The following is a 13,066-nucleotide window of genomic DNA, read 5'->3' as shown; positions in this document are numbered from 1 at the left end:
CGCCATCATACCCCATCCGCGATGGTGACGCAGTGGGGCACCTCGCGGGACCTAACCCGAGGCGGCAATGAAGCGATGAGGATTGACATGGCGGCCGTCCTTGAGCACTTCGAAATGGACATGCGGACCGGTGGCACGCCCGGTGGATCCCATTCTGGCAATCACCTGTCCCTTGCGAACCGTGTCTCCCACGCTGACCAGCATCTCCTGATTGTGGGCGTAGCGGGTGACATAACCGTTACCGTGATCGATCTCCACCAGTTTGCCGAAGGCATCCCGGCGGTCGGCAAAGATCACAATGCCGCCGGCCACGGCAATGATGTCGGAGCCGGGGCGACCGGCAAAATCCACGCCGCGGTGAAAAACCTGGCGGCCGGTAAAGGGATCGGTGCGAGTGCCGTAGCCCGAGGACATCCAGCCGGACACCACGGGGCGACCGCCCGGTGTCACCTCATCCGCCAACTGCCCCGACAGGATGAGACGGCTCAGCAGCCGCAACTGGGACTCCCGGTCATCCATCTGCCGCGCCAGTTCATCGAGTTGCTGCAGCAGATCGGAAGGAGGCGCTTCGTGAAGCAGCTCTTCAGGCCCCCCCAGGCCGGGCAGGGCACCAAAATCGAACTCGCCGTCTTCCAGGTCGGCCATCTTCACCAGCTTGTTACCCAGGGCTTCCAGACGCATCATCTGGGCCTGGAGCTGGGCCACGCGCTGGGTCAGGGCCTGAATGCCGGCTTCGGCGGTATCCCTGGCATATTCCAGCTGATAGCGCTGCTCCCGCAGTTCCTCGCTCCAGTGCGCGAGGCCGGGGTCCGTGGTGCCATGCAGATGACGACCGGCCTGATAACCGGCCCCCAGGATCAGACCGCCGCAGACCGTGAGGGCGGCCAGGGGCATGGAGAGATGGTACCAGCGTGAGACATGAAAGCGCCGGGAACCCGTCCCCTTGTCTGTCAGGAAGATGATGTTCATGCTGACTCAGCCCGCTTTTTTCTGATCAGGACCCGTGCCGGGTGAAGCCGGCCGCGGGCACGCATCCTTCATGGAAGGCACGATCATAATCCAACCACATACTGTGTGGGAAATCCTCGCTACTCCGATACCGAGGATACGGGTAATCTTGCAGGCATCCCGTCCAGCCGACCAGGAACCCCTCAGCTCATGCGTCGCCCCAGAACCCTGCTGGCCCCCGAACTGTTGCATCGGGCCCGAGAACTGGAGAACCTGACCCAAAGCGTCAGGGATCTGCTGCCACCGGGGCCGCGGGAACACTGCTGGGTGGGCGGCCTGGAGGCCGGGGCACTGATCCTGGTGACGGACGCCGGCGCCTGGGCTTCCCAACTGCGTTACCTGCAGCGGGAAATCCTCAAGCAGGTCAAGGCACACCATGGCCTGCAGGCAAAATCCGTCCGTATCCGGGTGCGCCCGGCGATGGGGTCGGTGCGGTCCGAATCCCGCGCTCGTCAGCTCGACCCGCTTTCCCCGCGGGCGCGCAGCGCCCTGTTGGGAGCCGCTCGTGCCGTGGACGACCCGGAGCTGAGTCAGGCCCTGCGCCGCCTGGCGGCGCGCAGCCACGGTCCGGTCAGACCGTAGCCGCCGCGTGAGCGTAGGAGATGGGCAGCGGCTCGCCGCCCTCTTCAAAGGTCACGATCTCGTAGGCATCTTCCAGAGTGATCAACTTGCGGATCAGCTTGTTGTTGAGGGCATGACCGGACTTGTAGCCGGTGAAGGCCCCGATCAGGCTATGGCCCAGCTGATAGACGTCACCGATGGCATCCAGGATCTTGTGCTTGACGAATTCATCCTCGTAGCGCAGACCATCCTCGTTGAGGACCCGGTAATCATCCAGCACCACCGCGTTGTCCAGGCTACCGCCCAGGGCCAGCCGGCGACTGCGCAGGGCCTCGATCTCGCGCATGAAACCAAAGGTGCGGGCCCGGCTGACCTCCTTGACGAAGGAGGTGGTGGAGAAATCCAGTTCCGCCGTCTGGATCCCGCCGCTGAAGATGGGATGCTTGAAATCAATGGAGAAACCCACCTTGAAACCATTGAAGGGCTCCAGCCTTGCCCACTTGTCATCCTCGCGCACTTCCACCGGTTGCCTGATACGGATGAAACGCTTGGGGGCGTTCTGCTCCACGATCCCGGCGGACTGAATCAGGAAGACGAAAGGCCCGGCGCTGCCGTCCATGATCGGCACCTCCGGCGCACTGACATCCACGTAGAGGTTGTCGATGCCCAGCCCGGCCACGGCCGATAGCAGATGCTCCACCGTGGATACACGCACCTCGCCGCTCACCATGGTGGTGGACAGGCAGGTGTCACCCACGTTCTCGGGATGGGCCTTGATCTCCACCACCGGATCCAGGTCGACACGGCGAAACACCACACCGGCGTTCACCGGTGCCGGACGCAGCATCAGATAGATCTTCTCACCGGTATGAAGACCAACGCCGGTGGCGCGGATGGTGTTCTTGAGCGTGCGCTGCTTGATCAACGTGATAGTCCTCTGAACCCGTGACGCACCAGGATGAGTGCATGATGCGTGCCAGACCAGGGGAAACCCTCCCGGAACGCCCCAACGGGGAAAAATAGCTGCACATTATGCCACTGGACGGGTTGACTTGCATGTTTTGATGCAAGGCACGCCCTGAAACGGTGCCGGCTCAGGGCGGCGGAGCACACCGGCGGTGCGCTCCGCCCTGCACCTGCCCATGCTCAGTCAGCCTGCTTGCGCAGGAACGCCGGAATATCCAGATAGTCCATGTTGGGATTGCCGGAGATATCGTAAGCGGCATTGCCCTGCTGCTTGCGCATCACCGCGGGCCGGTCCAGCTTGTCGTAATCCATCATGTCCAACTCATTGCCGTGGCCCTGGGCACCCATGGCCGTCTGGCGGGGCTCGACCAGCTTGACGGCCGGTTTTTCCCGGGTCGGGCGTGCCGCCTGGCCAGGGGTTCCCAGACCGGTGGCCACCAGGGTCACGCGCAGTTCGTCGTTCATCTCCGGATCGATGACGGTGCCCACCACCACGGTGGCATCCTCGGAGGCGAACTCCTTGACCGCCGCGCCCACTTCCTCGAACTCGCCGATGGACATGTCCATGCCGGCGGTCACGTTCACCAGGATGCCCCGGGCACCGGCGATGTTCACATCCTCCAGCAACGGGCTGGAGATGGCCGCCTCGGCAGCCACGCGGGCGCGGTCACCACCGGAGGCGGAACCGGTTCCCATCATGGCCATGCCCATCTCGGACATGACGGTGCGCACGTCGGCAAAGTCGACGTTGATCAGGCCGGGGCGGGTGATGAGTTCGGCAATCCCCTGCACCGCGCCCAGCAGCACGTCGTTGGCGGCCTTGAACGCATCCAGCAGGGTCACGTTCTTGCCCAGCACCGACAAGAGCTTGTCATTGGGAATGGTGATGAGGGAGTCCACGTACTTGGCCAGGTTCTCCATCCCCGACTGCGCCACCTGCATGCGCTTCTTGCCCTCGAAAGGAAAGGGCTTGGTGACCACGGCCACGGTGAGGATGCCCATTTCCTTGGCGATCTGAGCCACCACGGGCGCGGCACCGGTGCCCGTGCCGCCGCCCATGCCGGCGGTGATGAAGACCATGTCGGCACCGTCGATCACTTCCTGGATGCGCTCCCGGTCTTCCAGGGCGGCTTCGCGACCCACCGCCGGGTCGGCGCCGGCGCCCAGACCCTTGGTGATGTGTGAACCCAGTTGCAACAGGGTCTTGGCATCCACCCGCTTGAGTGCCTGGGCGTCCGTGTTGGCCACCACGAAATCCACGCCCTCGATGGAGGCATTGACCATGTGCTGGACTGCATTGCCGCCACCACCGCCGACACCGATCACCTTGATGACCGCGTTCTGGGGATAGGTATCCATGAGCTCAAACATATTCACTACCTCCTGAAAAACCACAATGTTCGTTGAAAGACCGTCATACTTCGAATTCAGACCCGCAGACCCAACCGCCCCTGCTTGTTTAGTTTCCAGTCCCTGCCCAGGACATCGGTACAGTCGCCGATGCTAGAGATTGCCCTGAAACCAGCTCTTCATCCGCCCCCAGACGGATTTCATGCCACCGCCCCTGACCCCTTCCCCCAGGGCCTGGTAGCGGCTCTGATGACCGAACAGCAACAACCCCACCCCGGTGGAATGAATGGGATTCTTCACGGCATCCACCATGCCGGTGACATACTGGGGCAGACCCAGACGCACCGGCATGTGAAAGACCTCCTCGGCCAGTTCCGCGACGCCTTCCATCTTCGACGACCCCCCGGTGAGGACCACGCCCGCCGCCACCATCTCCTCGCAGCCCGAACGGCGCAGCTCCGCCTGCACCAGGGACATGAGCTCCTCGTAGCGCGGCTCCACCACCCCGGCCAGGGTCTGCCGGGACAGACGCCGGGGCGGCCGGTCGCCGACACCGGGCACCTCGATACTTTCCTCGGGATTGGCCAGCTGACGCAGGGCGCAGGCGTACTTGATCTTGATGTCCTCGGCGTACTGGGTGGGGGTACGCAGGGCCACGGCGATATCGTTGGTGACCTGATCACCGGCAATGGGGATCACCGCCGTGTGGCGAATCGCCCCGTCGGTGAAGACGGCGATGTCGGTGGTGCCGCCACCGATGTCCACCAGGCACACCCCCAGTTCCTTTTCGTCCTCGGTGAGGACCGCGTGGCTGGAAGCCAGCTGTTCCAGAATGATGTCATCCACTTCCAGGCCGCAGCGACGGACACATTTGATGATGTTCTGCGCCGCGGACACGGCACCGGTCACCAGGTGGACCTTGGCCTCCAGCCGCACGCCGGACATGCCGATGGGTTCACGAATGCCTTCCTGCTCATCAATGATGAACTCCTGGGGCAGCACATGGAGAATGCGCTGATCCGCCGGAATGGCCACCGCACGGGCGGCATCGATCACCCGCTCCACGTCCGCCGTGGTCACTTCCTTGTCCTTGATGGCCACCACGCCGGTGGAATTGAGGCTCTTCACATGGCTGCCGGCAATCCCGGTGAAAACCGAGTGAATCTGGCAACCGGCCATCAGCTCGGCCTCCTCGATGGCGCGCTGGATGGATTGCACGGTGGATTCGATGTTGACCACCACACCCTTTTTCAGACCGCGGGACGGGTGGGAACCGATACCGACGATCTCGATTCCCCCCTCGTCATTCACCTCGCCGACGATGGCCTCCACCTTGGAGGTCCCGATATCCAGGCCGACGATCATTCCCTTATCGGATCGCTTAGACATAAGCCTTCATCTCCGCTACCGTGCCGATCAGCGCGACTGAAGCATCCCGTGGCGACCCGATGCATAACGCTGTATTCATGACTCTCATTCGCCTTGCCTGCCTAACCTGTCTCATTGTGCACCACCCTCCCGGGGCTTCCAGGCCACGGCGATGCCGTTGGTGTAACGCATGTCGATTCGCCTGATGGGCTCGTCCCGGTGTTCCTCCAGGCGCGGGTACATGCGCACCAGTCGATCCAGCCGATCGGCGTCCATGCCCCGCCCCATCAGCACCTGCCCTCCGTTCTCGAGCTGAATCACCCAGGAACGGCGTGCATCTTCCTTCAGCCCGGAGACTTCCAGGCCCACATCCGCCAACCTGGCCTGTACTGCCAGGAAGCGCTCCATGAGCTGCCGCTGACGTCCCTCGCGGCCTTCCAGGAACGGCAGGCCCTCGGGGGCTTCCGACAACGCCGGTCGGAACAGTTCCCCGTACTGGTTCACCAGGGCATCGCTACCCCAACGCGCCACCGGAACCTGTTCCTCGATCCGGATCACGATCCGGTCCGGCCATTCCCGGTGCACCCAGACTCCGCGCACCCAGGGCAACGCCTTGACCGCCGCCTCCACCTGACGCAGATCCAGGCTGAAGAACCCACCCTGCACGTGGGGTGTGATGGCCGCGGACAGGGCCTCCGGCCCCAGGTAACGCAACTCGCCTTCCACTTCCACGCTGCGGATAGGCAGGGTATCAGGCTCCATCAGATAAGCCACGGCACCCTGACCGGCAAAGGCGAGCATCATGAGCGCCGCCACCAGCAGCAGGGTTCGCAGGGCGCGGCGCAAGCGTGCCTCCCGCCACCAGGGCGGCCGCTGCACCCTTCGCCTTGCCATCGATCTGCCCATATACACCCCATTACCGCGCCCCCGGGGTCAGGGACGTGGCCAGAATCTTCATTACCAGGGCCTGGAAATCCAGCCCGGCGGCCCGGGCCGCCATGGGCACCAGACTGTGATCGGTCATGCCCGGCACCGTGTTGACCTCGATCACCCAGGCCTTGCCCCCGGCATCCATCATCAGATCCACCCGGCCCCAGCCCCGTCCGGACACACCCTCGAAGGCGGCCAGGGCCAGGGCCTGTACGGCGGCCTCTGCCTCGGGGTCCAGTCCGCAGGGACAGTGATAGCGGGTATCCTCGGCGGCGTACTTGGCCTCGTAGTCATAAAAGGACCGGGGAGTTTCCAGACGGATCAGGGGCAACGGCTCACCATCCAGGATGGCCGCGGTGAATTCCCTGCCCGTGATCCAGCGTTCGGCGAATACCGGCCCGCCACAAGCGGCGGCGACTTCAAAGGCGGCCGACAGATCCTCCACCCGGTTGACCCGGGACATACCGATGCTCGACCCCTCCAGGGCAGGCTTGACGATCAAGGGCAGACCCAGGGCTTCCACCACCGCCACCGGATCGAACCCGGATTCCAACACCCGGTAATCCGGCGTCGGCAGATCGGCCCCGCGCCAGAGGCGCTTGCTCATGAGCTTGTTCATGCCCACGGCCGAACCGGCCACGCCGGTACCCGTATAGGGCATGTCCAACAGTTCCAGGGCGCCCTGGATGACGCCATCCTCGCCGCCGCGCCCATGCAGGATGATGAATGCCCGGTCGTAGGCGCCGCGGGCCAGGACCTCCAGTACATCCCGCCCCACATCGATGCCGTGGGCATCCACGCCGGCCGACAGCAATGCCTGCAGCACCGCCCGCCCACTGCGCAGGGAAACCTCCCGCTCCGCGGACCTACCGCCCATGAGTACCGCCACCTTGCCGAAAGCGGTCTGATTTGACAGCGTCATGACACCACCTCCTCGACGGATTCACCCACGATGCGGACCTCGGGGACCAGTTCAACCCCGAAACGGGCGTGAATCTCGGTCTGCACCCGGTGCATCAGCGCCTCCATGTCCGCGGCACGGGCCGTACCGGTATTGATGATGAAATTGGCATGTCTTTCCGAGACCATGGCCCCGCCGATGCGCATCCCCTTGAGACCCGCCGCCTCAATCAGCCGGGCCGCATGATCCCCGGGCGGGTTGCGGAACACAGAACCGCAGGACGGCTGTCCGATGGGCTGGGTCCGGTTGCGCCGGGACAGCAGGTCCTTGACCCGCCGACGGGATTCTTCACCGTCGCCGGCCGCGAAGGCCAGCGTTGCCTCCACGAACCAGCCTTCCCGGCTGCCCTGCACATGGCGATAGCCCACCTCGTAATCCCCCCGGGTGTGAACCTGCAGACACCCGCGCCGATCAATCGTAGTGACCTGCTCCACGTGGGACCAGGTGTCGTCCCCCCAGGCCCCGGCATTCATGGCCAGGGCCCCGCCCAGGGCGCCGGGAATGCCGGCAAGAAACTCGCCGCCGGCAAGATCGTGCTCGGCACAGAAGCGGGACAACTTGGCGCAACTCACGCCGGCCCCGACCCGCACCCGGTATCCCGGCAGGGCATGCAGGGTATCCAACACACCCGCGTAGGCAATCACCGTTCCACGGATACCACCGTCACGCACCAGGATGTTACTGCCCAGGCCAAGCCAGAACAGGGGTTCGTCCGCCCGCAGCCCGGACAGAAACAGCACCAGGTCATCCAGATCCGCCGGCCGATACCAGCGGTCCGCCGGCCCACCCACCCGCCAGGAGGTATGCCGGGCCATGGCTTCATTGATGCGCAGTTCCCCGCGCAGATGACCGGGACGACGGGCCGCGATCATGGCGCCTCCCCATCGCCGGCCAGTGCCGTCGGCAGGCTGGCCGCCAGTGCCCCCACATTCCCCGCGCCCTGGGTCAGCAGGACATCCCCCGCCCGCAACACGCCCCGCAGGGCGTCCACCAGACGCTCGGGCGCATCCACGAACACGGGATCCACCCGTCCCCGGGTACGAATCGCCCGCGCCAGGGTGCGACCATCGGCACCGGGAATCGGGTCCTCCCCCGCCGCATAGACATCCAGCAGCACCAGCACATCGGGTTCGGACAGTACCTCGGCAAAATCCTCGAACAGGTCCCGGGTACGGGTGTAGCGATGGGGTTGGAAGGCCAGTACCAGACGCCGCTCCGGCCAGGCGGACCGGGCGGCGGCGATGGTGGCCGCCACCTCGGTGGGATGATGGCCATAGTCATCCACCAGCATCACCTCACCCACCGGCGTGGGCAGACTGCCGTAGACCTGGAAACGCCGGCCGATACCCTGGAATGCTTGCAGCCCCCGCTGGATGGCACCGTCGTCCACCCCCAACTCGTGGGCCACGGCCACCGCCGCCAGGGCATTGAGCACATTGTGGCGTCCCGGCAGGTTCAGGGTCACCGGCAGGGCCCGATCGCGGCCCGGCAGGTACAGATCGAAGTGGGTGCGGGTGCCGTCGGGGCGCAGCTCACGGGCCTTGACGTCGGCCGGGTGATCGATGCCGTAAGTGAGCATGGGGCGACCGATGCGGGTGATCAGATCGCGGATTTCCGGATCATCCACACACAGCACCGCCAGGCCATAGAAGGGCAAATGGTGCAGGAACTCCAGGAACGTATCCCGCAACCGGGAAAAATCCCCTTCGTAGGTGGCCAGATGGTCCGCATCGATGTTGGTCACCACCGAGATCATCGGCTGCAGACACAGAAAGGAGGCGTCGCTCTCGTCCGCCTCCGCCACCAGATAGCTGCCCTGCCCCAGCCGGGAATGGCTGGCGGTGCTGTTGAGCCGGCCGCCGATGACGAAAGTAGGGTCCAGCCCGCCCTCCGCGAGCAGACTGGCCACCAGGCTGGTGGTGGTGGTTTTGCCGTGGGTCCCCGCCACGGCAATGCCGTAGCGAAAACGCATCAGTTCCGCCAGCATCTCGGCCCGGGGCACGACGGGAATGCGGCGTTCCCGCGCCGCCCGCAGTTCCGGGTTATCGGAGCGAATGGCACTGGACACCACAAGCACGTCGGCCTGCCGCACATGGGCGGCATCATGACCCAGGCGGACTTCCACGCCCAGTCCTTCCAGACGCCGGGTCACGGCATTTTCGGCAATGTCCGAACCACTGACCTGGTACCCCAGGTTGGCCAGCACCTCGGCGATGCCGCCCATGCCCGAGCCGCCGATACCCACAAAGTGAATCCGACGGATGCGACGCATGCCGATCAGGGCGTTGGGCGCATTCATGGGCGATCTCCTTCCCCGGCCAGGGCCAGACAGGCCTCGGCCACGCGACGGGTGGCATCGGGACGCGCCAGGGAACGGGCCTGGCGGGCCATTTCCAGTAATCGGGGGCGATCCAGGGACGCCAGCCACGTCGCCAGGGCCTCGGGGTCCAGTTCATCCTGAAGGACGAGCCGGGCCGCCCCGGCCTCGGACAGGTGGCGGGCGTTGGCACGCTGGTGGTCATCCACCGCATGGGGATAGGGCACCAGCAAGGCGGCCGCGCCGGCAGCCGCCAGTTCGGAGACCGTCAGCGCCCCCGCCCGGCAGATCACCAGGTCCGCCCAGTTGTAGGCTTCGGCCATGTCATCGATGAAGGCCGTCACCTCGGCCTCCACCCCGGCCCGGGCATACGCCCGGCGGGCCTCCTCCAGCGTGCGCTCCCCCGCCTGATGACGGATCAGGGGTCGGCGCGCCTCGGGCAGACGCGCCAGGGCTTCGGGCACGCGGGTATTCAGGGCCAGGGCGCCCAGGCTGCCGCCGACCACCAGCAGACGCAAGGGACCTTCCCGCCCGGCCATGCGCAGGTCAGGCTCCGGCAGTTCCCGGATGTTCTCGCGCACGGGATTGCCGACGGCCACCGCCTGGCGGCTCGCGGGGAACGTGCCCGGAAAGGCTTCCAGCACCAGGTCCGCACGACCGGCCAGCCAGCGGTTGGTCATGCCGGCAATGGCGTTCTGCTCGTGGATCACCAGGGGATGTCCCAGGGCGGCGGCCATGAGGCCCCCTGGGCCGGAGGCAAATCCCCCCAGGCCCAGCACGGCACGGGGCTTGAGCCGCAGCATCAGGCCCAGGGCCGCCCACAGAGCCACCCCCAGTCGCCAGGGAGCCAGCAACCAGGTGGCCACTCCCTTACCCCTTAGCCCGCTCACCGGCAGGGTATGGAACTCGATTCCCGCCGCCGGCACCAGCCGGGCCTCCAGGCCGGTGGCCGTGCCCAACCAGCACACGGTCTCGCCGCGGGCACGCAGGTGGTCGGCCACGGCCAGCCCGGGAAAGACATGCCCCCCGGTGCCACCGGCCATGATCAGGATGGGACGACGACTCATGCTCCACCTCCCGAGGCACGACGGCGGGGCCTGAAGCCCCCGCTCTCCACCGTTTCCCGGTGCACCCTGGCCAGCAGCCCCATGGCCGCGCAGGTCACCAGCATGGAGCTGCCGCCATAACTCATCAGGGGCAGGGTCAGCCCCTTGGTGGGCAGCATGCCCATGTTCACGCCCATGTTGATGAAGGCCTGCAGACCGATCCAGATGCCGATGCCGTAGGCCAGGTGTGCACCGAACAGGTGCCCTACCCGTTCGGCAGCCTGGCCGATGGCAAAGCTGCGCCAGAGCAGAAAGCCGTAGAGGGCCACCAGCACCACAATGCCCACCAGACCCAGTTCCTCGGCCAGCACGGCGAACAGGAAATCGTTGTGGGCTTCCGGCAGGTAGAAGAGTTTCTGCACACTGCCGCCCAGCCCCACGCCGAACCAGGAACCACTGCCGATGGCAATCAGGGACTGGGTGAGCTGGAAACCGGTGTTGAAGGGATCGGTCCAGGGATCCATGAAGCCGGTGAGACGGGCCACCCGGTAAGGGGTCTGAATCGCCAACCAGGCCATCGCCGCGCCCACGACACCCAGCAGCATGAAGAACTGCCACAACCGCGCACCGCCCAGGAACAGCATCCCCAGGGCGATGGCCATCAGCACCACGGCGGCACCGAAGTCCGGCTGCATGAGCAGGGGCACCGTCGCCAGCATGATCAGGATCAATGGCTTGGCGAATCCCAACAGGGTCTCGCGGACCTGACGGGCATGTCGTACCAGGTACCCGGCCAGATAGATGGTCATGAGCAGTTTCACCACTTCGGAAACCTGCAGGTTGAACAACCCCACCGAAATCCAGCGAGTGGAGCCGTTCACCGTCTTGCCGATACCGGGCACCAGCACCAGCAGCAACAGCACATAGACGGACAGGAGCAGCCAGGGACCCATGGCCTGCCACCAGGCCAGGCGCAGGTTGTACAGCATGATGGCCGCCGCCACGCCGAGGCTGACGAAAATCAGCTGCCGCTGCAGGAAATAGAAGGGATCACCCAGGCTGCGCTCGGCGATGCCGATGGAGGCGGAACCCACCATCACCAGTCCCAGTCCCAGCAGGGCCATCACCGTGACCGCCAGCCCCAGGTCCACCTTCTGATGCAGCTCCACCGCCAAGCGGCTATCCATGTCCCGGGTGGCCTGAAGATCAAGGCCCTTCATGATGTCAGCCTCCGTACCGCGGACTCGAAGACCTCGCCCCGATGTTCATAATTACGAAACATGTCCAGGCTGGCGCAGGCCGGCGAAAGCAGCACGCTGTCCTGGCGACAGGCCAGACGGGCGGCCTCGGCCACGGCCTGATCCATGTCATGGACCCGCACCACCGGTACCACGCCTTCCAGGGCCTGCTCGATGACCGGGGCATCCTGCCCCAACAGCACCACGGCCCGAGCCTTGTCGGCGGCCACGGCACGCAGGGGCGTGAAGTCCTGGCCCTTGCCCTGCCCGCCGGCAATGAGCACGACCTTGCCCGGCAACCCCGCCAACGCCGCCAGGGTGGAGCCCAGATTGGTGCCCTTGGAATCGTTGTACCAGTCGACGCCCTGCCGATGCGCCACCCACCGGCAGCGATGAGGCAGACCCGCGAAGCGGCGCAATACCGCCAGCATGTCGTCCCTGGGCAGGCCGGCGGCCTCGCCCAGGGCCAGGGCAGCCAAGGCATTGGCGGTGTTATGCCGCCCGGCCATGCGCAGCTCCGCCTCCGCCAGCAAGGGCTCGTCCCCCCGATACAACCAGGACCCGCCATCCTGGTCTTTCAGGCCATACTGACCCTCCGCGGGTACATCGAGACCGAAGCTCACCCGGCTCCGGCCGCCGGACATGGCCCGGACCCGAGGATCTTCCCGGTTGATCACCGCCACCCGGGCATGCCGGAAGATACGAGCCTTGGCGAGGGCATAGTCATCCAGTCCCTCGTAACGATCCAGGTGATCCGCGGACAGGTTGAGCACGGCGGCCGCCGCGCACCGGAGCCCGGAAGTGGTCTCCAGCTGGAAACTGGAAAGCTCCAGCACATAGAGATCGGGCGCCGAGCGGGATGCCAGCAGATCCAGTGCCGGGGTACCCAGATTGCCACCGACCGCCACTTGCAATCCCGCCGCCCTGGCCATCTCTCCCACCAGGGTCGTCACCGTACTCTTGCCGTTGGAACCGGTGATGGCCAGGACCGGGGCGTCGGCCTGCCCGGCGAAGAGTTCGATATCACCCAGCACCCGGGCACCGGCGGCCTGGGCGGCCCGGATCGCGGGTTCCCGAATGCTCACCCCTGGGCTCACGATCAGCCGCTCGAAACGGGCCAGCGTGTCCGCGTCAAACGGCCCGGAGAACAGACGGACTTCCGGCACCCGTTCCCGCAGCGCCGCCAGGCCCGGCGGAAATTCGCGGGTGTCGGCCACGCAGAAGCGCTCCCCGCGGGCGGCCAGATGCCGCGCCACGGAGAGTCCGGTGGTGCCCAGTCCCACGATCAATGTCGTCGCCTGCTCTGTCACGTCACTCGCCG

12 protein-coding genes are annotated in these 13,066 nt (G+C 65.7%); 1 reads left to right on the top strand and 11 read right to left on the bottom strand.

Annotated features, from left to right (window positions below):
• Nucleotides 1-51 precede the first annotated feature (51 nt).
• Nucleotides 52-969 (bottom strand): M23 family metallopeptidase, encoded by a 918-nt coding sequence (locus LQD11_RS09935; RefSeq protein ID WP_238617405.1) that lies wholly within the window; start codon nt 967-969, stop codon nt 52-54.
• A gap of 189 nt (nt 970-1,158) precedes the next feature.
• On the opposite strand from LQD11_RS09935, the gene LQD11_RS09930 reads away from it, so the two are divergent.
• A complete protein-coding gene (locus LQD11_RS09930) occupies nt 1,159-1,590 on the top strand; it encodes a DciA family protein (protein ID WP_238617404.1) in 432 nt (143 codons plus the stop codon).
• Here LQD11_RS09930 and lpxC read toward each other — a convergent pair.
• The 10 genes from lpxC to murD all read right to left on the bottom strand — a co-directional run bounded on the left by lpxC (nt 1,580) and on the right by murD (nt 13,055).
• Entirely contained in the window at nt 1,580-2,494 is a 915-nt protein-coding gene (gene lpxC, locus LQD11_RS09925; RefSeq protein WP_238617403.1) for a UDP-3-O-acyl-N-acetylglucosamine deacetylase, read from the bottom strand. The genes LQD11_RS09930 and lpxC overlap by 11 nt on opposite strands.
• A gap of 221 nt (nt 2,495-2,715) precedes the next feature.
• The gene (gene ftsZ / locus LQD11_RS09920; protein WP_238617402.1) at nt 2,716-3,906 is read right to left on the bottom strand and encodes a cell division protein FtsZ; all 1,191 of its coding nucleotides are present in this window, start codon (nt 3,904-3,906) and stop codon (nt 2,716-2,718) included.
• A 132-nt stretch (nt 3,907-4,038) separates the two neighbouring features.
• Nucleotides 4,039-5,274, bottom strand: a complete 1,236-nt coding sequence (ftsA, locus tag LQD11_RS09915) for a cell division protein FtsA (RefSeq protein ID WP_238617401.1) — start codon at nt 5,272-5,274, stop codon at nt 4,039-4,041.
• A gap of 111 nt (nt 5,275-5,385) precedes the next feature.
• Nucleotides 5,386-6,147, bottom strand: coding sequence for a cell division protein FtsQ/DivIB (locus tag LQD11_RS09910; protein ID WP_238617400.1), 762 nt, complete (start codon nt 6,145-6,147; stop codon nt 5,386-5,388).
• Between the two features lie 22 nt (nt 6,148-6,169).
• Nucleotides 6,170-7,105, bottom strand: a complete 936-nt coding sequence (locus LQD11_RS09905; protein WP_238617399.1) for a D-alanine--D-alanine ligase — start codon at nt 7,103-7,105, stop codon at nt 6,170-6,172.
• A complete protein-coding gene (gene murB / locus LQD11_RS09900; protein WP_238617398.1) occupies nt 7,102-8,016 on the bottom strand; it encodes a UDP-N-acetylmuramate dehydrogenase in 915 nt (304 codons plus the stop codon). Before murB ends, LQD11_RS09905 begins: the two co-directional genes overlap by 4 nt.
• Nucleotides 8,013-9,443 carry a UDP-N-acetylmuramate--L-alanine ligase gene (murC, locus tag LQD11_RS09895; protein ID WP_238617397.1) on the bottom strand — a complete coding sequence of 477 codons (1,431 nt, stop codon included), beginning with the start codon at nt 9,441-9,443 and terminating at the stop codon, nt 8,013-8,015. The genes murB and murC overlap by 4 nt, the downstream gene beginning before the upstream one ends.
• Nucleotides 9,440-10,528 carry an undecaprenyldiphospho-muramoylpentapeptide beta-N-acetylglucosaminyltransferase gene (gene murG, locus LQD11_RS09890; RefSeq protein ID WP_238617396.1) on the bottom strand — a complete coding sequence of 363 codons (1,089 nt, stop codon included), beginning with the start codon at nt 10,526-10,528 and terminating at the stop codon, nt 9,440-9,442. The genes murC and murG overlap by 4 nt, the downstream gene beginning before the upstream one ends.
• Nucleotides 10,525-11,727, bottom strand: coding sequence for a putative lipid II flippase FtsW (ftsW, locus tag LQD11_RS09885; protein WP_238617395.1), 1,203 nt, complete (start codon nt 11,725-11,727; stop codon nt 10,525-10,527). The genes murG and ftsW overlap by 4 nt, the downstream gene beginning before the upstream one ends.
• Nucleotides 11,724-13,055: a UDP-N-acetylmuramoyl-L-alanine--D-glutamate ligase gene (gene murD / locus LQD11_RS09880; protein WP_238617394.1), complete on the bottom strand. Its 1,332-nt coding sequence runs from the start codon at nt 13,053-13,055 to the stop codon at nt 11,724-11,726. Before murD ends, ftsW begins: the two co-directional genes overlap by 4 nt.
• Nucleotides 13,056-13,066: the final 11 nt, after the last annotated feature.

This window comes from Ectothiorhodospira shaposhnikovii (assembly GCF_022227765.1).
Taxonomy (GTDB): Bacteria; Pseudomonadota; Gammaproteobacteria; order Ectothiorhodospirales; family Ectothiorhodospiraceae; genus Ectothiorhodospira.
The sequence above is the reverse complement of the archived record's forward strand: the minus strand, read 5'-3'. Positions and strand labels throughout refer to the sequence as shown.

Bases quoted from the DNA above. Each gene is read 5' to 3' on its own strand.
- LQD11_RS09935 (WP_238617405.1), bottom strand. From the start codon at position 969: ATGAACATCATCTTCCTGACAGACAAGGGGACGGGTTCCCGGCGCTTT.
- LQD11_RS09930 (WP_238617404.1), top strand. From the start codon at position 1,159: ATGCGTCGCCCCAGAACCCTGCTGGCCCCCGAACTGTTGCATCGGGCC.
- ftsZ (WP_238617402.1), bottom strand. From the start codon at position 3,906: ATGTTTGAGCTCATGGATACCTATCCCCAGAACGCGGTCATCAAGGTG.
- ftsA (WP_238617401.1), bottom strand. From the start codon at position 5,274: ATGTCTAAGCGATCCGATAAGGGAATGATCGTCGGCCTGGATATCGGG.
- LQD11_RS09910 (WP_238617400.1), bottom strand. From the start codon at position 6,147: ATGGCAAGGCGAAGGGTGCAGCGGCCGCCCTGGTGGCGGGAGGCACGC.
- LQD11_RS09905 (WP_238617399.1), bottom strand. From the start codon at position 7,105: ATGACGCTGTCAAATCAGACCGCTTTCGGCAAGGTGGCGGTACTCATG.
- murB (WP_238617398.1), bottom strand. From the start codon at position 8,016: ATGATCGCGGCCCGTCGTCCCGGTCATCTGCGCGGGGAACTGCGCATC.
- murC (WP_238617397.1), bottom strand. From the start codon at position 9,443: ATGAATGCGCCCAACGCCCTGATCGGCATGCGTCGCATCCGTCGGATT.
- murG (WP_238617396.1), bottom strand. From the start codon at position 10,528: ATGAGTCGTCGTCCCATCCTGATCATGGCCGGTGGCACCGGGGGGCAT.
- ftsW (WP_238617395.1), bottom strand. From the start codon at position 11,727: ATGAAGGGCCTTGATCTTCAGGCCACCCGGGACATGGATAGCCGCTTG.